We start from the raw sequence: 21,444 nt of genomic DNA on the forward strand, positions 1-21,444 counted from the left end.
CTGCTATAGCAATCGCTGTCCTGGGAATAAAGCAAATACTTTCTCAAGTTCCTGATTCGATAATCCGACTCCATCACAATAATTCACATTGGCTTGCAAGGAACGGATCGAAGTTGTTCCCGTCAAAGTAATCGCAATCTCTGGACAAGTTAGGCTAAAGCGCATGGATGGCTCAACAAGTCCTTTTGGTTCAGTTTTACGCAGAAATTGCAGCTGTTCTATCCTTCTATTTGATTCTTCAAGCAAGGCATGGTTTTGTTGTAAAAAAGGTGCTGGCTGATCCGCCAAAATGCCCATGGCTAACGGGCTGCCGTGAATGACGCCGATATTTTTATCCTTGGCGAGCGGCAGCAGTTCGTCTTTGGCTGTATAATCAACAAGGGTATACTTCGCGTAAGTCTGAATTGTATCGACCAAGTCCTCGTGCAGAAATGGCATCAGAAGTTCAAGCTTTCCAGCATTCACACCGATCGCTCTAACTTTACCTTGCTCCTTCAGCTTCAAAAACGCTGGCAGCACCTCGTTCACTGCTTGTTCGTACGTTGTCTGCTCCAATTCGTGCAGCTGAATGAGATCGATATAATCCGTTTGTAGTCTTTGCAGACTTTCTTCTACGGATTGAATCGTGTTCTCATACGAGTATGGCGTTCCACGCATTACCGCCTTCGTGGCCAAAATCACTTGATCGCGCTTTCCTTTCAGCGCCAGTCCGATTCTGCGTTCGCTCTCTCCACGGCCATATAACGGCGCTGTGTCAATAAAATTAATACCAAGGTCCAAAGCACCATGAACGACACTCGTCACAGTCTCATCCGTCGTTCCGCCGAAATCTCCGCCTAGCGGAGCGCCGCCTAAACCAATTTTTGAAACTTTGAAGCCTGTTTTTCCTAAAATCGTATATTCCACTGCTATCATCGCCTCTTCTTAAAAGTTCAGAACTATATGTCGACCTTATTCCCTTTTCGTACAGATTCTAATGACGCTTGAATCATTCGAATGACGGGTTGGAACTTCGAAATGTCTAATGCAGACTCACGTCCTTGCGTACATGCCGCAATATATTCATTGATAATACCTTCGCTCAATTCAAAGCCAAGGGACTCATCAGGTTCAATTGTTTCCTCTGTTCCATCGCGATGGATGAAGACTAGGCGATCGCCGCGCAGTTGTAAACTTCCTTCAGAGCCATCGAATTGAAATTCGCCCAGCCATGATGTTGCCGCGCCATGCGCAACCCAAGAAGCGTAATAATTTAAATTCAACCCCTCGTCACTCTCCGCAAGGAGAGATACAATCGAAGGTGAATGCTCGATGGACCAAGAAGGAAGCACGGAAGTCGCATATACTTGCTTAAATGACTCGACACCGATCAGGTAGTGAATCACACCGAGATGATGATAGGTTAGATCTTCCAGCATGACATGCTCATAATCATTCATCCATGCTGCTCGAATATTCGGCCGTTGACATCGCCATACGATCTGCTCCAGCTTACCAAGTTTGCCGCTGAGAATGACCTGCTTGGCTCGCTCCACAAATTTATCAAATCTGTAAGCTTCTCCAATTACGATCTGCCTGCCTGACGTACGGGACAGCGAAACCATCGTCGCCCCATCTTCCCAGGACTGCGGTCTGAATTTCTGAAGATATATATCGAATCCGCTTCCCACTACAGTTCGGATCGTCTCCATACAAGTTTTGGCATAAGGCGGAGTCACCAATGTGACCAGATCAGGGTTCAGCTCTCGCAGTGCCTCTTGGATATCCTCGAACTGAGGAAGATGAGCACAATGTTCCATTGATTCCTGATATCTGTTGCTTACGCCTACGACCTGAACATCTGGGTGAGAAACCCAAAGTGAAAGCCATTGATGATTCAAGCCGATACAAAAGACTCGAAGCGGTCTTTGCTCCATACGATTTCCCCTCCTCATTTAATGAAAGTTTTTAGATGGTCTAATTATCAGCTTAATAGTACCCAGCTTCCACTGTAAAAAATGAATAAAACTCTACTTTTTATACATACAATGCGGAAAACACTGTGTTTTCTGCCCCAAAGAAAGCCACCCGTACCTGACTTCATATTAGCATCAGTGATATCCCAAAAGTTTAGTTGAGTTTCACAATAATGTTGTTATCTTGCACATAACCATCGTTATGTTAAAATATTATTCACCGACTCTTGAAAAAGGGGCCTTCCAGCATGAAACGTATCGAGAACATTAATTTATCCACTACCCCCTATCGATTGAGTTTCCGCCATTTAACTGATCGAGATTACCAAGGATATTACCATTGTCATCAGGGAATGGAATTTCTGTTTATCCACCAAGGAAACGGCCATGTAAAGGTTGACAATCAAATTATCAGAGTAGCCCCTGGAACCTTAATATATTTTCAACCTTATCAACTGCACCGGGTTCAAATAAATATTTCTACTGATCAGCCTTATGAACGAACAGTCATTTCTTTTGAACCTGCCGTATTTACTTCATATATAGATCCCTTGGTACATTTGGCGGAATATTACAATTATCTGTGGCAAGGTAAACTGCCCAAACAATATGTTGAAGCATTAACGGAAGATAGTGATCTATATCGTATATTTGAGCTCTTTCATAAACGATTAGCAACATGCAAAAAGACCGAAATTCAACATGAATTCGGGGTTTTAATTATTAGACTACTGCATGCACTTCATGAAATGGGCTTCAATGATTCGGATTCGATCTCGGATACGGATTCTTTAAGGTTGAAACGTCACTCTGAGACCATTATGACTTGGATCGAGGAGCATTACATGAAGGACATAACGCTAGCGCAAATTTCGGAAGATCTCCATCTGTCCAAAACCTATATTTCCCGAATTTTTCGAGAGGAAACCGGGGCCAGCTTGATGGACTACTTAACTGCCCGTAGAATTCGTCAAGCCACATTTCTGCTTCATGAGACCGATCTCCCTGTAGAACTAATTGGTGAGAATGTCGGTTTTCCTAATTTTTCTTATTTCTGTCAAGTGTTCAAGAAACATACTGGTTTTTCACCTAATCAATTGCGCAAAAACAAATTTGCTCCACCTTTTCTATGACTAGAAAGTATCCGTAAAAAAAGCACGACAGAGCCGTCTCTATGCGAGACCAGTCTCTATCGTGCTTTACTTATTTCAACTAACGATTAAGATACAATCGCAAATCCCGCATGCCAGTTGTAATTGTGCTTAGCAGAAAGTCCTATGAGCAACACAGTCATTTGCTCGATCGTCCGAGCGTTGTTCAATGAGCCCGCATCAAGCACTTCAAAAGGAAGTTCAGAAATCAAGCTGATGACTTGCGCCTTCGCTTCTTCGTCGTCGCTGATGACGAGTACCGCAGATTTCCGTTCATTCTCGAAGCTCGGATTTGCAAACACGCCGGCGAATGTGTTTTTGAATGCGCCAACGACACGAGAATTCGGGAGCTGCTGCGCAATAATTTCTGCCGCAGAAGTGTCTGCGCTTGTGGTTAATCCGTCATACGAAGCATTGAGTGGATTGGTAATATCAACAATGATTTTGCCACTTAACTCAGGTGCATGCTGCGTAATAATGTCTTGTACGGCTTGGAACGGAACTGCCAAGAAGATGATTTCTGCACCCTGAATTGCGTGAGCGTTACTCACGCCTTGAATATTCACTTGTTTTAATTGTACAGCAATTTCTTGTGCTTGCTCTTGGCTGCGAGAACCAAGCAACACCTTGTGACCCGCTCTTGCGAAAGAGGATGCGATACCTTTACCCATATTTCCTGTACCAATGATTGCGATTTTAGCCATTTCCAAAACACTCCTTTGAAAGTATATAGTAAAGCTCGATTGTCATACCATATTGATCAATCGTAGCCTCCAAACATAAGTAACTTGATGTTTTCATCTGTCGTATTGATTAAGCTGTGCATCTCGCCATTTTTGAGCAACACAATATCGCCAGCTTGCATCATGCGAACCTCCAAACATCGCTCGCGATCATCATGCTTTAGCCAATCGCCTGTGACCATATATGCGCACCCTTCAATAAGGAAGAACGCTTCTTGATTGTCACGGTGTCGATGAATGCCAATGGAGCAGTTCGGTCGTAAGATATGCAAATCCATATAATCAACCGCCATAAACGACTCACTGCGCTTGCCGTCCACTTTGCGGCCATTCGCATCGAAATTCCAAGCATCCAACTGACGAGCTAGCTCGCGCGTGCCCATATATTGACCGTAATTCGAGAAAAGGTTTCGATATTCCAGCGACCCCACGCCGCCATGCGGATTCGAGCTGGAACCAACCGCTAAGTAATTATTCCACCCGCGTAAGCGCATGTTAAATTCATAATGATAATTCGCACCGAATTGCGAATCCCAATACTTCCCGGAGACATCACTCCACGCGGCTTCGATGTGCAGCGGAATGAGCGGATGAATATCGCTTTGCGAAGCGACATTAAACATATTTTGACTATCAACGGTTTCACGCTTGAAGTCAGAAGGGTGACCTTGAATGAGGTCAGGGCGAATTTGCAACTGTCCGCTTTGCAGCGCCGCTTTCCCTTTATCATCCAAATCGTGCAAGAGATCCTCATAACCGCCTTCGTAACCCCAGAGCTCGGCATCGTAGCAATCTGTCGCCTGATTGTAGATTACGGAAATGGGCTCTGCCGTTGCGCGGCCCTGCACATTCAAGTAAAGCTTAATACGGTCGCCTAATTGGTGATTGGCCGCTTGCGACAGCTTGGAATCTGGCCCCCCGCGATATGATAGACGCAAGAAGGGCCCAGTCCAATTCCCTGCTGTCACAAGACCGCGAACTAGCGTCGTATCGGTCGTGATGAAATTTTGGATATTTTGCTTCTGGAAATCCGTTTTATTGTCTTGACCACGGAAATCAAGCTGATCTCGCGCAGGATCCTGCTGATTCGGCGCATAAAGGACAAGCTTGTCAAATGGAAATAAGTATTGAAGCGATTCGGTGTTATAACATTCCAGGCTTGCAGCAAAATGAGTGCTTTCCACCAGTTGCAGCAATTTCATGACTGGATTCTGATCATTGTAATTCGGTTGATTGACACGAATGACTTCGTCTTGCTGAGTTAAGATCATCGCCATCTTGGTTTCCCTCCATTAATTGCAGTGGTATAAAAAGGCGACGAATTTCAACGGCTTGTCGCCCGTGTTGCGAATGCCGTGGAAACCACCGCTCTTCGTGTAAATCACGTTACCAGGCCCAATCGGCAGTTCTTTGCACGCTTTTCGACCAATACCGAATATTTCACGTTCCACTGTCGGATACTTCGGCTTATTCGTCACAGGATCGAGTGCTTCAAGACAAGGGTCGTCACCGACGGCCATATAACCAATACCTTCGCCTTCAACGATGTAATAAAGCTCCTCTGAACCGATATGATGATGCGTGCCTTCCACTTTGCCTGGAGGAATGTTGACTTCATGGAAGTACGCCACTTTCCCGCCAAACTCACGCTGCAAAATCCATCGCATCTCGATAATGTTGTCCGGCCGCGCATCTTCATTCTTCTCGACTTCCATCATGGCGTTCAAGTAGCGAACAGGCTGTACGTCATGGGAGTTCATGAACCAACCGCGTTGGAAGTTCACTTCGTAGTTCCAGTCTTTAATCGTGTTTTGCTGCGAGCTAGGTTCATTCGTGCGAGGTTCTTGATGTGAACGGAAGAAGTTATTGTCCCACTGCGGGTCGTCAATGGCATTGCCGAAAGGCAAATCAATCTGATATTCACTGAAAGCAAGCTGCAGTTTCTGGAGGTGTTTAATATCACGGATATGTGGGGAAAATTGCGAAACACGTGTAATCGGCATTTCTTTACCCATTTGCGAAATAACTTTAAAATCATGCCTCGAGCCATTCGGCGCTTCTAGCGATTCCCAAATTTCTACTTGATAAGCGCCGATCCAATCGCAATAGTGCATCGTCACGTTCGCTTCTTGTGTGAAATTCGAATCACCAGAAAGCAATTTAATAAACGTATTGATTTTATGTCCAAGGAATCTGTTTTTCAGACGAGTCACTTCCGTCAAGCGCGCAGGGTGGTATTCGACCCGCAAGAAATTCGTTAAGTAGCGGCCGTCGAGGTAAACTTCACCTTTCAAGACGTTAGCATCGCCTTTCGTTCGTACTTCTTGCACGTTATAGCGATAACGCGAGGAGCGAGTCGCATTCAAGTACTGGGCATGATAGATACGGTCTGGGAAAAAGACGACTTGAAACACTGAATTTTCGGGGCTCGTAAAAATATCTTCAAATTTCGGCTCCACTACTGCAGTACCTCCTTCAAATGTTCCGCAACCCGGAATGCATTGGCTTGAATGGTTAATGTGGGATTTGCTCCGCCAGACGTTGGCATGAACGAGCCGTCTGTGACGTACAAATTGCCAAACTCCCAGGCTCGGCAATTCACATCGAGCACAGAATCGTTACGATCGGTACCGAATCTGGCGCCGCCAAGGATGTGATTCGCAATACGTGCTAAGCCGTTCTCTGCGCTGTACACCCCGCCGCCATGAATCGAACCTTCCGGCATGCCGCAGCCTTTCTCCAGGATGCGCGCACATTGATTGGCCATAATGTCCATCAATGCTTTGTCGTGATCATGCCAACGTTTAATGATATAGGCAGCAGGTCGATTCCATTTATCTTTAATCGATGGATGCAGTTCGATACGATTCGTATCTAGAGGTACCTGATTCGCCATGAACGCAATCGAAAGTGTCGTTCCGAAGTTTTTATTCAGCCAATCGAGCAGCACTTCACCTGTTAAGTTTGTGCTTTCGGTGAAACCTTTCCAAATCGTATCCAGATCTTGGGCATACATGGTGCGAGCCAGCGAGATTGGCAATGCCGCGTCCGACGTATTGTTGTAAATGGCAGCCCCCGCCCACAGACGGTTGTTATGAAGAAACTCATCCGTAGCACAAAATTCAGTCGCCCAATCACTATCCAATGAAATGGATTTGTCGAATCGACCTGGTACGATGACATTCGCACCGCCAAAGCAATGGGTTAAGAAATATTTGCCCAATAAGCCGTTATGGTGAATGCGACGGTCGAAATTAAGGTGGTGCTGCGCCGAAATTTTAAGAAGACGTACGGATTCAATGGCGGAGCAAGCAACGACAGTCACTTTGCCGCTTACCGATTTGGTTTCACCAGAGGGATCTTTGTAAAAGACTTTCGAGATATTGCCTTGGTTATCGCATTCAAGATGCGTCACTGTACAGTTCGGACGAAGCTCAAAGTTCGGCTGGTCTTTAATCGGTGACAGCAGCGATACCCACGTGTTGGATTTCAGACCGAGCGGATCGCCGTATCGATTCACATAGCCTGTTTTGGCTGTTTGCGGATCGGTTGGTACTTTGCGGCCGCTAGGTGCATGATCTTGCGTAATGACCGCAAGCGGGGTACGGAATCTGGTCATGCCGAGCGCATCCATTCCCTTCGCTGCGTAGCTGGAAATCGGATTGGGATCAAGCGGCGTCTGATAGCAATCATGGTCGAACGGTTTCTTTTGATTTTGTACCGTACCATTAATACCGACAAGCGTTTCCGCTTTCTCGTACCACGGCAGCATCTCTTGATACGAGATTGGCCAGTCACGCGCATTCCGTCGAACATCATCATTTGGATCATTCACTAAATCTCTGCGATTTTCATTGAACGATTGTAATCGGAAGTCCGTCTCCGAAAATCGCAGCGATACCGCACCGTACAATTGTGTACCGCCTCCAACGACCTGCGCCGTATAGCCTTCAATCGTTGCATAATCGCCTGCAGCTCTCGTGTGATTCTCGCCTGTCTCCCGATAAATATGCGGTTCATCGTTGAGATCAGGCTCGACGTGACTTGAATAATACGACTGACCTTTATTGGACACATCATGGTTAATGATTTTCTCGGACCCCGTTGCAAACATCTCATCGCGCTTGAAATCACTTATGCCGTCAGGCGCTTGATATTGAGGAAGGAACAAGGGGCCCTTCTCTAACACGAGAACGGACTTGCCTGCTTTCACTAGCGTATGTGCAATCGGAGCTCCGCCTGCGCCGCTGCCGATAATTACAACATCAAATTGATTTTGTTCGTTCGCCAATTGACCTCTCTCCTATCAACCCACGTAATCGTTGTTATGTCCAAGCGGTTTTTCGATCGCTCGCTGCCAGTCGAACACGAGATTGCCAGCCTGGTCACAGAACGTCTCGCTCAGGAACGACCAGCCAGCTGCCCCGATGTTACCGCCATATTTCGGATGTGCGAATGCACCGATGATCGTATGACGTCTCACAAGTTGAAGGAAGAACTTCGGATCGCCGTAACGTGCATAATCCCAGCCATCCACGTTGCCTTGCGCCATCTCATTGTACAAATCCACGTACACTTCACGTGACATGGCCGTCGGCTCTTGCCCGGGTCTGCGCTTTCGAAGCACGCCATCGATGATCGATAAGCAAATGCGATAATCTTGCAAACGATGAAACTCTTCCTTGGCAACCAGCTTATCAATGAAATTGGACACACCTACCTGCTCATCGAGCTGGTACACTTCGTGGTACTCTCGCTCTTTCGTGCCGCGGTCGAGGTAATTATAGTAATTTTGAAGGAACTTGCTTCCTTCCTCGGTGCGAAAAGGTAAAATATGCTCGGCAAATCGATCTAGAATTTTTCTTTCCCATGGCTGGAAACTGATTGGTGTCGTACAGAACTGTGTGAAGAAGCGGGACCATGTTTGTGCGTTGCCGAGGGTGGTCATCTGAGGGTTAATTGGATCTAGTTTGAATTGACCGTTAACATTAAACTTATACGTATGTACTTCTCCCATCGGGACAAGCACGGAACAGGCATAATAGCGCGTCGGTTCACCGCCAAACACGATTTGCTTAAGCGGCACGCCATCGAATAAATCACTGAATGTACCGACAACGCTAACCTTCCATGCAGGGTATGTCGTGGGTGCCGCATAAACGAATGTCACCGCATTGTTATTGGGGACATTCGAGCTATCAACAATGGGAAACCGCCAGTTTTCAGATATAAATGCTTTCGGATCGTCATACGAATATTCCATGTTGTAATTGTGACGCGGTGTTTCATTCTCACGTGCCAAGTACTTCGTACAGTGATTCAGCACATATTGATCCCAATTCGATCTCTCATAGATCCTGGCTGACATACCCGACCTCCCTTGTTTTACTTAAATAAGCACTTTATACGATCCTGATCTGCACGAAGCCAGCAGCGTATTGACCAGTGATCGCAAATGATGTTCCAACATGGCACCAACGAGGCCGCCATCCACAATAGACAATGACGAGCTAGAGATTTTCACTTGCTGACCATTGTAAAAGAAAATGAAATAAGGAATGCTTTGATTTCGCCATCTGGACGCAAGATCTTCTTCTTCATCAACATCGATTTCGAAAAACTCAACGTCAGGCAAATCGTTTTTTTCTTTTCAACGAATCAATCACACGATCCATTAGCCGGCAAGGCGGGCACCAAATGGCGCCAAGCTTCACAACAAGGAGTTTGTCTTGCAAATTCGCGGCTTCTGGATGATGAACGACTTGATCAAAGTCGATCTTACCAAGCTTGATTTGATGGCTAGGCCCCTGCTGCTTAGGGACAGGTTCTCCGTCCTTCACTTCGACCACTGAATCGGCATACACGAGCAGCTTGTCGCCTGTGCCGAACTTATCAACAATCATCCTCATCATAATAAATCTGCAACAGTACCATCCTTCATGCAGAGAAGCATCATAGCGTCTGAAGCTTTCAAGCTCAATCGCCTCGGTGATCGCATAGCAATGGGCTTGGTACTCTGTCAAATCCCACAAATTCACTTCCTCGATAATGCTTTCTTTGCGGAAGATCGCCTTCCCACAATGCTTGCAATGGAATGCACTCATTTCAACCCTCGCTCTCTGAGTTAGCAAAAACTCTACATTTTGTATCATACCAAATTTTTATGAAATATGGAATTATTATGGGAATATTAATTTTATATAAAACTATTTACTTAAAAAATAGAACCTGCTATAATAATTCAATTTTGCTAAGCAGGTTCATCAATTGCTCTTTCTCATCCGGGTTAAAATTTTCGTAAACCTTGTCAATTAAGCGGCGCGAAATGTCTTCATAAATCGGTTCGAGTTCCTTTCCCTTTGGTGTTAAGCAAATATGAGATATTCGTGAATCCGATGTATCTTGCTGCTTGCTTACATAACCAAGCTTGATCAGCTTGTTGACGAGTACGGTAACTGTTGATTTGTCGCGTCGTATGAGACTCGCGATTTGATTCATTTGCAACGATTCACTCTTGTACAATCGAAACAAAATGTCGCCATGCGACGGCGCCAAGCCTTCAACGCCTGCTTGATGAAGCTCCTCTTCAATCCACTTGTTAGAGCTTCGAATGATTTTCGCTAAAATGGAAATAATTCGGTCTGGGGGGACGTTTGTTTTCATGTCTTTAGTATAGTTTTATATAAAACTAATGTCAAGCATAAAATCGATAGTTGTTTTTGAACGTCAATACTTCTCCATTTTTTATCTTGGCTTTCAAATTAGATTGCGCGGGAGGACCTTAGCCCAACCCGCGCATCAGATTCTTTCATGTACGAATAGCGATGAAATCAAACTGGTTTTCTTGGCAGGCGCGGAAGCGTTGATAACCTCTAAAAAAGACGCCGAATACGCCTCTGTAGTTGGATCCAGTTTGCAACAGATGCGTATTCGGCGTATCCAAGAACATGCATGATGAGGCCGCTACGTCGATCTGGCTGAAGCACCTTCGAATTGACCCATTGATTTCCTGTGAAGATCCGCTCCAGAACGCGCTCTTTCCCATCCGAAGATTGTCCTTCATCTGATGGAAAATGAGAAAAAGACTCTACTTTTTAAAGTAGAGCTCAAAATAGCTATATTTCTAACACATATCAGATTTCCTCTTGCGCTTTCCTCCACTGCTCTTCAATAATTCGCTTAAACAGCAACGCCTGCTGCCAGCGGTCGGATGCTTCATGAACCTGTCCAGTTGAGTCTCGATACGTGATCCCGTAATAGTTGGGCGGACCAAGCTCCGAGCAAAATGGGAATAAATCGCCTGGCTGAGCTTGCTTGAGCCAATGCGTCATGCCTTTAAGCCACCAGCGTGTAAAATGCTCCACCATCGGATGATCGCCATCTCCCCCCACATCGACCTGGATCTGTTCGCCGCTTGAAACACGGCCATGCATTCCCGCGGAACGTGCTAGAATCTTATCGAAATGGGCTTCCACATGCTCATTCGTTCCAAGCATTTCACCCGCAACGACATAATGAGATAAGTCGATCATGAGCCTGAGCTCTGGCAAAGCTTCTACATATCCTACTGTGCGAATCAAATCTTGTGTGACTGTCCCTCTGTGGGTCTCGATAAAGTGTGGAATCTTCGATTCCTCAGATACTTGTAACAAACCATCAAGTAAATGAATCGCTTCATTATCGATGACGAAGGCATTCGACACTTGCGAGTTAATGTATTGAACTTTGCCAAATTCATTGGCATGCTTAATAATATCAATCATATCTTGAGGTTTAGCTGGGTACGCAATGGCACTGAAGCTCAGCTTATAACGGTCAAGTAAACGATGCCAGGTATCCATATTTTCTGGAGTAGGCAACAAATAGCTAACACCTGTAAATCCCGCTTCTGCGATTTTCTCAAACTTTTGCTCCAAAGACCACTCTTTGCCGTTCTCCCCTAGTCCTTCCATCGCCCAAATGGCTTGTTGAACATCCAATCTAGGTGGATTTGAGGTTCCATCATTTATGCGGTTCCAATGACTCATTTCAATAGCCCCTTTAATTTCACCTCTGGGTTTTCTAAGGCATTCGGATCGAGGAATCGCCTGTTTTTGGATCAGCATTTCCGCTAATCGAATATCCTTGGCAATCTTCGCGTTTAATCCTACTGCGCTTGCCGCAACCAATTGATCATCCCCCGATAATTGGAAGAAGAACTTGTCAGACTCACTCAAATGTCTAACCACGGTCTTCACGCCACAATCGGGCAACCCAGTGACTTGCAAGGTAAGATCATATTGATCCGTCCAGAACCAAGGTATTTCTAGATAAGGTTTAGACGCGCCTAGCATATTATGTGCGGCATGCGTGCCTTGATCTTGTGCATTGCGCCAAGCTTCAAGACGAATACGCTTGCCTCCAAACAGACCGTGCGGGAAGGAACAGCAGTCACCTGCCGCAAAAATATCCGAGTCACTTGTGGCGAGTGTTTCATCCGCCCAGATGCCATTCTCAACGGTAAGTCCGCTTTGAGCAGCTAAAGAGGTTTCAGGAATTGCTCCGATGCCTACGACAACGGTATCGCAATGGATGACGGTTCCATCGACTAGTGTAATCGCATGTCCATCGCGCGTTTTTTGGATGTTTTGCATGCCAATCCCAAGTTTAAACTCGACACCTGCTTTACGATGACGCGCCTCTAAAAGGTTCGCAATATCTGCTGGAACTCCACGCATCAGAATACGCGGCCCAACTTCAAGAACCGTTACCGAACAACCTCGCTCCCTCGCGCTTGCTGCTACTTCAAGTCCAATAAAGCCAGCACCTATGACAGCAATGTGCTTTCCTGATTGGATTCGGCTTCGCAGTTGAATTGAATCAGAAAATGTCCGGAGATACAACAAATCTGTTGTATCTAAGCCTTCCATATTCAATTGACGCGGAGCAGCGCCAGTGGCAAGCAAAAGCCGTTCATATCGTATCTCTTGCCCATTGCTCAGTTCTGTCACATGCTGGTCTCGATCAATCTTCACAACCGAGCTGTCCGAGATGAATTGAATGCCGTATTCCGATTGCTTCGCCTCATCAAGGATCTTCGTTGGCAAAGGCTCGCCTTCATCGACCAATGCGCTTTTGGAAAGCGGCGGCCGCTCATACGGTGCCAGCTTTTCTTGGCCAATTAGCGTGAGCGGTCCACGCCATCCCTCCGTTCGAAGCTCCACGGCTGCTCGCGCACCCGCTTCACCAGCGCCTACAATAACCATGCCTAAATCAGCCATATCGTTACGCTCCTCAGTCGATCTTGATGAAGACCTTATCATCTTCAATCCTTACGGGATAAGTTTTGAGATCAACACATACGGGCGTGCGCTTCGCTGCGCCAGTGGTATAGTCAAACCGGCCATTATGCTTCGGACATTCGATCGTGTTGCCCATCACGAGCCCTTCAGAGAGATGGAACTTCTCGTGGGTACAATAACCATCCGTTGCATAAAACTGCCTTTTATCTGTCCGATAAATAGCAAACGTACGATCTCCATGATCGAATCGAATGACATCTTCCTCTTCAATATCATCAACTTCACATGCTTCAACCCAACCCTCTAAATGCTGCATACGTACCTCCGAGTAAGTAAGTGTAGGTTTATTTAACTAATCCGTGTGGATCGATAACAAATTTTCTAGAAACACCGCGGTCAAATTCTTGATATGCTTGCGGTGCCGCATCCAGCGAAATGAGTGTGGCATTCACTGCTTTCGCAATTTGTGCTCTCCCACTGAGAATCGCCATCATCAAGTCTCTGTTGTATTGCATAACAGGTGTTTGACCCGTCACGAACGTATGGGACTTCGCCCAACCGAGGCCTATGCGGATTTTTAGCGTTCCTACTTTGGAGTCCTCATCAGCAGCCCCTGGATCCCCCGTCACATACAATCCTGGAATGCCTAGACGACCGCCTGCGCGAGTAACTTCCATAATGGAATTTAGCACAGTAGCTGGCGCTTCCCCATGATCCTTCCCGTGGCCGCTTGCTTCGAAACCGACACAGTCGATTGCACAATCCACTTCAGGCACGCCGAGGATTTGGTCGATCTGTTCAGACAAGTTCGGATGCTCACGAAGATTAACCGTTTCACAGCCAAAACTTTTCGCTTGCGCTAATCGTTCTGCGTTTAAGTCGCCGACAATGACAACCGCTGCTCCTAGCAACTGTGCGGAGTGAGCTGCAGCAAGACCTACAGGACCAGCACCCGCGACGTATACCGTTGAACCCGGTCGAACGCCTGCGCTAACCGCACCGTGATAGCCCGTAGGGAAAATATCAGAAAGCATTGTTAAATCAAGAATTTTCTCCATCGCTTTCTCTTTATCAGGGAACTTCAACAATTGGAAATCTGCGTAAGGAACCATGACATATTCCGATTGTCCGCCGACCCATCCGCCCATATCTACATACCCGTAGGCAGATCCTGGACGATCCGGATTGACGTTTAAACAGATATTCGTATTCCGCTCTCTACAGCTGCGGCAACGTCCGCATGCAATATTGAACGGAACGGAGACCAAGTCTCCCTTTTTAATGAATTCAACATCACGACCTACTTCAATGACTTCACCCGTTATTTCATGACCTAAAATGAGACCTGACGGCGCAGTTGTCCGACCTCGCACCATATGCTGATCGCTGCCGCAAATGTTCGTGGTGACTACTTTGAGAATGACACCATGTTCGCATTTCCGTCCTACGTTTAATGGATTGACACCTGGACCATCTTTAAGCACCAATTCTGGATAATCCGTGTTGCGTACCTCAACGCTACCTGGTTTGTTATAGACAACTGCTCTGTTTCCACCCATGTTCTCATCTTCCTCTCATGATTTAGTTAATCATTGCTTAAGGCTCGCTGCTCACTGCGAAGTAACAGCTATTTCAGCTTGTACGCCGTAGTAATAAGGGTTTGCTGTACTAGGTAGAGGCCGATCAACCACATAATGCGGGTCTTTCTTCTGTTTAATCAGCGCTGAAATAACTTCTTTGAGAGCCGCCCATAGACTAGGACTTGGTGCCGGATAATCAAACATCAATTCTTTGTGCAGAGCAGGTAAAGCATGATAAGGAACCATAGGAAACATGTGATGCTCTATGTGATAATTCATGTTCCAATAAAGAAATCTAGTTATGGGATTCAAATAAATTGTGCGTGTGTTTAAGCGATGGTCCAAAACATCTTCATGAAGACCCAAATGCTGCGTAATACCCACTAATATGAGTAGAATCGGGCCATAGAAGGTCGGAAGTCCAACAAACATCAGTGGTAGAATACTCCCGATTTGAAAGGACCAAATAATTAGGCCTAGAAAGATTAGTACCCAAACACGTGAAATCCAAACAGATTTTCTGAATTCACTCTCAGGAACATAGTCTTTTTCCGAGGGGGTCAGTTTTCCAAGGCAATGTGTGAAAATGCTTGTGAGATCTCTTTTACCGCCATAAATATGAATGATTTCCCCAAAAAGGATTCGCCAAACGGGCGGTCTAGTCATGGCAATTTCCGGATCACGGCCAACGATATACGTATCGGTGTGATGACGAGCATGACTCCAACGCCAAGGAGTTGGCGGTCTTAAATCCATAAATGAAGCGATTTGATAGAGAGCATCATTCATCCATGCTGTTTTAAAAGCTGTGCCATGTCCGCATTCATGCCATCTGGAATCAGCCATCGATGCATAGCTCACGCCATATACGATGAAAGCCGGTACTGCCCACCAAGTCCCCCATGTGTAATACCCAAGCATCCCCGTTCCGATGAGCCAAGCAAACATGATGATGGTATCCCGAATGGCGGGGCCATCTTTACGCTTCATGAGTTCTTTAAGTCGTTTCCGTGGAATTGGACTCATGTACCACTCAGCAGCGGCCAATCCCTTTTCCTGTGCACGCTTGTTCTCTGGTCCTGTAAGCGAATAATCCCTTTTCGTATAGGTACTAGACACCGTATTGCCTCCTTATTCATCATGTGTGTTAGCGCTTACTTCATGATAAACGGTTGGCGGCTCATTGTCTTTGAAGTAACAAGACACGCGTTTGCACTATTCGGACATTTTAATCTAATTCTTAAAGTGCACCGCGCTTATTGAAGCTGGATTATCCAGCTTCAGCTATAGGCTGCGGGGGATACGACTAGATCAACGCTGGATTTTCCAGCGTCAGGTGGGTGGGCTTCGTGGTTCACGCATCCCGAAGCTGGTTGTTCCAGCTTCAGCGATAGGATGCGGGGAATCGCACAAGCTCAAAGCTGGATTTTCCAGCGTCAGGTGGGTGAGCTTGGTGCAACGCGCATACTGAAGCTGGATTATCCAGCTTCAGCGATAGAATGCAGGGAAGCCGACTAGCTCAACGCTGGATTTTCCAGCGTCAGGTGTGTGAGTTTGGTGCACCGCGCATACTGAAGCTGGATTATCCAGCTTCAGCTATCGGACGCGGGGAAGCCCACCCACCTGACGCTGGATTTTCCAGCGTCAGGTGGGTGGGCTTCGTGGTTCACGCATCCCGAAGCTGGTTGTTCCAGCTTCAGCGATAGGATGCGGGGATGCCGACTAGCCCAACGCTGGATTTTCCAGCGTCACGTGGGTGGGCTTCGTGGTTCACGCATCCCGAAGCTGGTTGTTCCAGCTTCAGCGATAGGATGCGGGGAATCGCACAAGCTCAACGCTGGATTTTCCAGCGTCAGGTGGGTGAGCTTGGTGCACCGCGCATACTGAAGCTGGATTATCCAGCTTCAGCGATAGAATGCAGGGGATACGACTAGCTCATCGCTGGATTTTCCAGCGTCAGGTGGGGGGGGCTTGGTGTACCACGCATTCCGAAGCTGGATAATCCAGCTTCAGCTATAGGATGCGGGGAATCGCACAAGCTCAACGCTGGATTTTCCAGCGTCAGGTGGGTGAGCTTGGTGCAACGCGCATACTGAAGCTGGATTATCCAGCTTCAGCGATAGAATGCAGGGGATACGACTAGCTCATCGCTGGATTTTCCAGCGTCAGGTGGGGGGGCTTGGTGTACCACGCATTCCGAAGCTGGATAATCCAGCTTCAGCTATCGGACGCGGGGAAGCCGACTAGCTCAACGCTGGATTTTCCAGCGTCAGGTGGGTGGGATGCGGGGAATCCGACTATTTTGCGCGATATCGCATAATCTTCTTTCCTTCTTTAGAAACAGGAAAAATTAAACCTTTTAAAACAAGTGACTTTAGATATTTGGTGGAAGTTTCTCGATTGATTCGAAGCGCCTTAGCTACTGATGTTGGCGTAACCATATCGTCACAGTTTTCAACCCATTTCCAAACCGTATATTCGATAGGAAGTAATTGGCGTAGATGATTGGCGTCTTCCAACCCCCATTTCGCGGCTGCTTGCATGATCGTCTGTTGACATTTGCGGGGATTATACTTAATATCATCCAACGAAAACCGAAAGATCTTCCAATCGTCCAAGACGAGATCATTATGGCGGTGCAAATTGTCATCGTATCGATTCCGATCAATGTTGCGAAAGTGTGTCCCAAACGGGTCAATCTCGATGCATATGCGTATAACGTTGAGGATGAATGCAAAATCCAAGTACCGCCAGCCATCCTTGAAATCACGGATCTCAAACTCGGCGAATAGGCGTTGAAAGTTACCGAAAGCTGGCCACCATACTTCCTTTAAGAACAAAGTTTCTGCAAACCGTTTCTCGTTAAGCAGCCTCCGTTTTCTCTCCCCCGCGCTACCCTTGACTTGCTCTTCCATAAATCTTATGTAAGCATGAGTGAATGACTTGTCCGAATTCAATAGCTCCTTTATCGTCTCTATCGTCATCTGCCTCCCAGAAATAAAAATAGCCGCCTGCACGGTTCTAGGAACCAGTAACAGACGGTGTGTTCTTCACGACCTGAAATGATTATACTATAATGACACATTCAGCTAAAAGGAATTTCTGACAACTGAGATTTACGGAACTTCCCTGGGGGCACGCCAATTTTGCTAGTAAAAACCCTTGTATAATAATGGACCGATTCAAAGCCCGTTTCCTGCGCGATATGACTGATCGTCCAGTCCGTCTCAAGTAAAAGCTCGATGGACTTCCGAACTCTTCGTTCTTGAACATAATGGGAAAAAGATTGCCCAACTTTCATGGCAAACAATCGTGATAAATGCCGCTCTGTTATATTCAAATAATTCGATACCTGCTGAATGCTTAATGAGGACAGTAAATTATCATCGATGAATAACTTGGTTCTTTCTAAATAATACGAAGAAATTTGTTGATGCTCGGGCAATTCATTACTCTCAGCAACCTCCACGAATTCACTGCAAAAAGAAATAAGTAAAGCATAGGCGAAACTCCGAATTGTCTCCTTTGTCATGCTGCGCTCTTGCTTACATAGCGTAAACAGCATGCGCCAAGTCTGCGCTGTCACGGTATCATCGGCCATAGGCACGATAATTTTATTCAAATTCATCATCTGCATATACCGATTAATACTTGCTTCTTTCGAACTAGAATCGTCTACTTCGAAAGCAACGTAGTACAGCTCGATACCTGACTCGCTTTTTATTTGATGCCATTTGCCTGGCCTAGAACAAAATAATGTCCCCGCTTGCAAAGGGTAATCTTCACCAGACTCCCGGTAGACTCCCTCACCTGTCAATACATAACAAACTTCGAAGAAGGAGTGCCGATGCTCTGGATTATCAAAGTGCTCAGGCATAGCCCCCCAATAATGCACCTTGAAGCCTAAGTCTTCACCAGGCAAATTGACTGCGGTTTCATTTAAAATGCGACTCATCTTCTTGTAATCTGATTTGGCTGTCATGGGGATCCTTTACGACCATCATTTTTTAATTTACTCTAACTTCTAAGTTCAACGCATGAAAAGCTTCTGTATTGACTTGGCGTGTAGCAAGTATTCGAGATACATCATCATCGTTGAGCCTCCACGCTTCAATTAAATATTACCTATTATAAAATAGAAAGTTATCCGGAGGAAGTAAAGAAAATCGCCAATCACTTGTTCAAACAGACAAGTGTGGCGATCTTTTTGTTTTACCACCTACAACACTCTTAAATACTTCTCATGGCCCACCAGGATTGCTGAATGTCCAGCGCTGGCGGGCTCTAACTTCCATCATTAATCCGATTCCAATTGCTCATGCAAGTTGGCTCCTTCCTGTTGTGTGGCAGCCGAGTCCGCGCTATCACTGGCGCCACCTGCCAGACCGTAGTAATACAGACGTGCGGAATGCGGAAGCGGCTTGATTACCGTATAAGCGGGATCCTCGCCTTGCTTGATAAGCGCCAGCGTGCCCGTAATGCCGAGGGCTGCGAACCAGATGAGCGTATCGCGAATCGCGGGTCTGTCTTTGCGATTTATCAGTTCCTTCATCCGTTGGCGCGGAATGGGACAAGTGTACCATTCTGCCTCCGACAAGCATTTGTCTTGCGCTAATTAGTTTTCCGATCCAAGGATACTGTAATCTCTGCGTGTTGGCTGTGCAGCCATGATGGTCTCCTCCTTTGCATCCAACAACCGATTACTTGCGGACAAGTCCGTGCGGATCGATAACGAACTTGCGCGAAACACCGCGGTCAAACTGTTGATAAGCATTCGGTGCTTCGTCCAGTGAGATCAAAGTCGCGTTAACCGCTTTGGCAATTTGCGCACGGCCGCTCAAGATGGCCATCATCAGATCGCGATTATATTGCATGACCGGCGTTTGCCCAGTGACAAACGTATGCGATTTCGCCCAGCCGAGGCCGATACGAATTTTTAGTGTTCCGACTTTGGAGTCCTCATCCACTGCCCCTGGATCGCCAGTCACGTACAGTCCTGGGATACCGAGACGACCTCCTGCACGAGTAACTTCCATGATGGAATTAAGCACCGTAGCTGGCGCTTCGCCATGATCCTTCCCATGTCCGCTGGCCTCGAAGCCGACGCAATCGATCGCGCAATCCACTTCAGGTACTCCGAGAATTTGGTCGATTTGCTCGCCGAGATTCGGATGCTCGCGCAAGTTAACGGTTTCGCAACCGAAGCTTTTGGCTTGCGCGAGACGCTCTGCGTTCAAATCCCCTACGATAACGACAGCAGCGCCGAGCAGTTGGGCGGAATGAGCCGCAGCGAGACCGACTGGGCCAGCTCCCGCAACATACACAGTCGAACCTGGCTTTACGCCCGCGCTGACCGCACCGTGGTAGCCCGTCGGGAAGATGTCGGACAGCATCGTGAGATCGAGGATTTTTTCCATTGCTTTGTCTTTATCCGGGAATTTGAGCAATTGGAAATCTGCGTACGGAACCATGACATATTCGGATTGTCCGCCGACCCAGCCGCCCATATCGACATAGCCGTAAGCGGAACCTGGACGGTCCGGATTGACGTTCAAGCAGACGTTCGTGTTGCGTTCGCGGCAACTGCGGCACCGGCCGCATGCAATGTTGAACGGTACGGAGACGAGGTCGCCCTTCTTGATAAACTCGACGTCGCTGCCGACTTCAATGACTTCTCCTGTAATTTCATGGCCGAGAACAAGACCTGACGGAGCGGTAGTCCGCCCTCTGACCATATGCTGGTCGCTGCCGCAAATGTTCGTCGTGACGACTTTCAAAATAACACCGTGGTTACATTTACGTCCAACATTCAGCTTGTTTACCCCAGGGCCGTCCCGCAGCACGAGATCTGGATAAGGCGTATTGCTCACTTCCACGACACCTGGCTTACTGTACACAACTGCTCTATTTCCCACCATATTCCAATTCCTCCCATTAATTAATCTTATTTTTGTATAAAACTTCAGGAAAAACTTCCGACTACATCCCATCCCTGATGGAAATGCTTCTTAAACGACCTCTGCACCATCATCTCACCGATGCGAATGTCCTTCGCAATCGAAGAGCCTTCGCCTATGCCACTGACAGCAACAAGCCGGGCGTAAGGAGCTTTAGGCTCCTCACCAACAAGCGTAATCGGTCCCGTCCAGCCTAGCGTTCGTAACTCGACAGCAGCACACGCGCCAGCTTCCCCGCCCAAATAATAACCATACCTGATTGCGACATGACACCAGCCTCAGCATCCGCAGGGCATACTTCTATCCATTCATTTGCCATCCACCATTCTCTCCTTTGCTGTCATTTATCTCTCTATCTTCCTTCTAGAAATGCCATAAACTATCACTCTTACTAGGTTGTCGACATGAATGGTAGCGCTTACCTCCATTGTAAGAGCTCAGACACAATTTTCCAATGTCTACAAATTACATGTTTGTATCCCTAGTTGATATTGATATTACTATTGAAACTTCTCACTAATACTTTGGACTTCGGTAAATCGTATATTAATCAAACATAACAGCAACCAAGAGGGGTGCGCCGACGACAAAAGATTGTCAATAGACATCGACGCCTAGCAAATTTAGTCCGTTGGATATTAAAGCCGGGATGTGCAAAATGGATGGCTATCATGTGCTCTTTCAACTCATAATCAAGCTCGTGCCTAGCGGCACGCTGTAGCTGTGTGCTTCGCCATTTGTAGTAACTAGCTCTAAGTATCCCTTATGACTAGCAAG

The 21,444-nt window shown here is 46.7% G+C and carries 25 protein-coding genes; 6 read left to right on the forward strand and 19 right to left on the reverse strand.

Features of this window, described 5'->3' with window-relative positions; all coding sequences use genetic code 11:
• Positions 1-3 precede the first annotated feature (3 nt).
• Both MJB10_RS16385 and MJB10_RS16390 read right to left on the reverse strand, forming a co-directional pair.
• On the reverse strand, positions 4-906 hold the full coding sequence (locus MJB10_RS16385; RefSeq protein WP_314796347.1) for an aldo/keto reductase: 903 nt from the start codon (positions 904-906) through the stop codon (positions 4-6).
• 32 nt (positions 907-938) lie between these two features.
• A complete protein-coding gene (locus MJB10_RS16390; RefSeq protein ID WP_314796349.1) occupies positions 939-1,916 on the reverse strand; it encodes a Gfo/Idh/MocA family protein in 978 nt (325 codons plus the stop codon).
• Between the two features lie 287 nt (positions 1,917-2,203).
• Here MJB10_RS16390 and MJB10_RS16395 point away from each other — a divergent pair, with 287 nt between their 5' ends.
• The gene (locus MJB10_RS16395) at positions 2,204-3,088 is read left to right on the forward strand and encodes an AraC family transcriptional regulator (RefSeq protein WP_314796351.1); all 885 of its coding nucleotides are present in this window, start codon (positions 2,204-2,206) and stop codon (positions 3,086-3,088) included.
• A gap of 86 nt (positions 3,089-3,174) precedes the next feature.
• Here MJB10_RS16395 and MJB10_RS16400 read toward each other — a convergent pair whose 3' ends face one another.
• The 13 genes from MJB10_RS16400 to MJB10_RS16460 form a co-directional block, all read right to left on the reverse strand.
• Positions 3,175-3,810, reverse strand: coding sequence for an NADPH-dependent F420 reductase (locus MJB10_RS16400; protein ID WP_314796353.1), 636 nt, complete (start codon positions 3,808-3,810; stop codon positions 3,175-3,177).
• Positions 3,811-3,866: 56 nt separating this feature from the next.
• On the reverse strand, positions 3,867-5,126 hold the full coding sequence (locus MJB10_RS16405) for a cupin domain-containing protein (protein ID WP_314796355.1): 1,260 nt from the start codon (positions 5,124-5,126) through the stop codon (positions 3,867-3,869).
• Between the two features lie 15 nt (positions 5,127-5,141).
• Complete coding sequence (locus MJB10_RS16410; protein WP_314796356.1) at positions 5,142-6,308, reverse strand: cupin domain-containing protein; 1,167 nt, start codon at positions 6,306-6,308, stop codon at positions 5,142-5,144.
• Positions 6,308-8,140 carry a GMC family oxidoreductase gene (locus tag MJB10_RS16415; protein WP_314796358.1) on the reverse strand — a complete coding sequence of 611 codons (1,833 nt, stop codon included), beginning with the start codon at positions 8,138-8,140 and terminating at the stop codon, positions 6,308-6,310. The genes MJB10_RS16410 and MJB10_RS16415 overlap by 1 nt, the downstream gene beginning before the upstream one ends.
• A gap of 15 nt (positions 8,141-8,155) precedes the next feature.
• A complete protein-coding gene (locus MJB10_RS16420) occupies positions 8,156-9,217 on the reverse strand; it encodes a gluconate 2-dehydrogenase subunit 3 family protein (protein ID WP_314796361.1) in 1,062 nt (353 codons plus the stop codon).
• A 21-nt stretch (positions 9,218-9,238) separates the two neighbouring features.
• Positions 9,239-9,484, reverse strand: coding sequence for a thioredoxin family protein (locus tag MJB10_RS16425; RefSeq protein ID WP_314796364.1), 246 nt, complete (start codon positions 9,482-9,484; stop codon positions 9,239-9,241).
• Entirely contained in the window at positions 9,477-9,953 is a 477-nt protein-coding gene (locus MJB10_RS16430) for a thioredoxin family protein (protein ID WP_314796366.1), read from the reverse strand. The genes MJB10_RS16425 and MJB10_RS16430 overlap by 8 nt, the downstream gene beginning before the upstream one ends.
• A 127-nt stretch (positions 9,954-10,080) precedes the next feature.
• A complete protein-coding gene (locus MJB10_RS16435; RefSeq protein ID WP_314796369.1) occupies positions 10,081-10,512 on the reverse strand; it encodes a MarR family winged helix-turn-helix transcriptional regulator in 432 nt (143 codons plus the stop codon).
• 145 nt (positions 10,513-10,657) lie between these two features.
• On the reverse strand, positions 10,658-10,912 hold the full coding sequence (locus MJB10_RS16440) for a hypothetical protein (protein WP_314796372.1): 255 nt from the start codon (positions 10,910-10,912) through the stop codon (positions 10,658-10,660).
• Positions 10,913-10,982: 70 nt separating this feature from the next.
• Positions 10,983-13,109 carry an FAD-dependent oxidoreductase gene (locus MJB10_RS16445; RefSeq protein WP_314796374.1) on the reverse strand — a complete coding sequence of 709 codons (2,127 nt, stop codon included), beginning with the start codon at positions 13,107-13,109 and terminating at the stop codon, positions 10,983-10,985.
• Positions 13,110-13,122: 13 nt separating this feature from the next.
• Positions 13,123-13,446 (reverse strand): MocE family 2Fe-2S type ferredoxin, encoded by a 324-nt coding sequence (locus MJB10_RS16450; RefSeq protein ID WP_314796376.1) that lies wholly within the window; start codon positions 13,444-13,446, stop codon positions 13,123-13,125.
• Positions 13,447-13,474: 28 nt separating this feature from the next.
• Entirely contained in the window at positions 13,475-14,689 is a 1,215-nt protein-coding gene (fdhA, locus tag MJB10_RS16455; protein ID WP_314796379.1) for a formaldehyde dehydrogenase, glutathione-independent, read from the reverse strand.
• Positions 14,690-14,740: 51 nt separating this feature from the next.
• Positions 14,741-15,829, reverse strand: coding sequence for a fatty acid desaturase family protein (locus MJB10_RS16460; protein ID WP_314796381.1), 1,089 nt, complete (start codon positions 15,827-15,829; stop codon positions 14,741-14,743).
• Between the two features lie 276 nt (positions 15,830-16,105).
• Here MJB10_RS16460 and MJB10_RS16465 point away from each other — a divergent pair, with 276 nt between their 5' ends.
• The 5 genes from MJB10_RS16465 to MJB10_RS16485 all read left to right on the forward strand — a co-directional run bounded on the left by MJB10_RS16465 (position 16,106) and on the right by MJB10_RS16485 (position 17,502).
• Positions 16,106-16,228 carry a hypothetical protein gene (locus MJB10_RS16465; protein ID WP_314796384.1) on the forward strand — a complete coding sequence of 41 codons (123 nt, stop codon included), beginning with the start codon at positions 16,106-16,108 and terminating at the stop codon, positions 16,226-16,228.
• Entirely contained in the window at positions 16,210-16,416 is a 207-nt protein-coding gene (locus tag MJB10_RS16470) for a hypothetical protein (protein ID WP_314796386.1), read from the forward strand. The genes MJB10_RS16465 and MJB10_RS16470 overlap by 19 nt, the downstream gene beginning before the upstream one ends.
• Before the next feature lie 9 nt (positions 16,417-16,425).
• Entirely contained in the window at positions 16,426-16,644 is a 219-nt protein-coding gene (locus MJB10_RS16475; protein ID WP_314796388.1) for a hypothetical protein, read from the forward strand.
• 248 nt (positions 16,645-16,892) lie between these two features.
• On the forward strand, positions 16,893-17,030 hold the full coding sequence (locus tag MJB10_RS16480; RefSeq protein WP_314796390.1) for a hypothetical protein: 138 nt from the start codon (positions 16,893-16,895) through the stop codon (positions 17,028-17,030).
• A 181-nt stretch (positions 17,031-17,211) separates the two neighbouring features.
• On the forward strand, positions 17,212-17,502 hold the full coding sequence (locus tag MJB10_RS16485; RefSeq protein WP_314796392.1) for a hypothetical protein: 291 nt from the start codon (positions 17,212-17,214) through the stop codon (positions 17,500-17,502).
• A 293-nt stretch (positions 17,503-17,795) separates the two neighbouring features.
• Here the strand turns inward: MJB10_RS16485 and MJB10_RS16490 are convergent, their stop codons facing one another.
• The 4 genes from MJB10_RS16490 to MJB10_RS16505 all read right to left on the reverse strand — a co-directional run bounded on the left by MJB10_RS16490 (position 17,796) and on the right by MJB10_RS16505 (position 20,986).
• Positions 17,796-18,665, reverse strand: coding sequence for an AraC family transcriptional regulator (locus MJB10_RS16490; RefSeq protein ID WP_314796393.1), 870 nt, complete (start codon positions 18,663-18,665; stop codon positions 17,796-17,798).
• A gap of 342 nt (positions 18,666-19,007) precedes the next feature.
• A complete protein-coding gene (locus MJB10_RS16495) occupies positions 19,008-19,262 on the reverse strand; it encodes a hypothetical protein (protein ID WP_314796395.1) in 255 nt (84 codons plus the stop codon).
• Between the two features lie 148 nt (positions 19,263-19,410).
• Positions 19,411-20,628, reverse strand: coding sequence for a formaldehyde dehydrogenase, glutathione-independent (gene fdhA, locus MJB10_RS16500; RefSeq protein ID WP_314796398.1), 1,218 nt, complete (start codon positions 20,626-20,628; stop codon positions 19,411-19,413).
• Between the two features lie 232 nt (positions 20,629-20,860).
• Positions 20,861-20,986, reverse strand: coding sequence for a hypothetical protein (locus tag MJB10_RS16505; protein WP_314796400.1), 126 nt, complete (start codon positions 20,984-20,986; stop codon positions 20,861-20,863).
• Positions 20,987-21,444 lie beyond the last annotated feature (458 nt).

Origin of the sequence: Paenibacillus sp. MBLB1832 (genome assembly GCF_032271945.1) — a bacterium.
Classification (GTDB): domain Bacteria; phylum Bacillota; class Bacilli; order Paenibacillales; family NBRC-103111; genus Paenibacillus_E; species Paenibacillus_E roseopurpureus.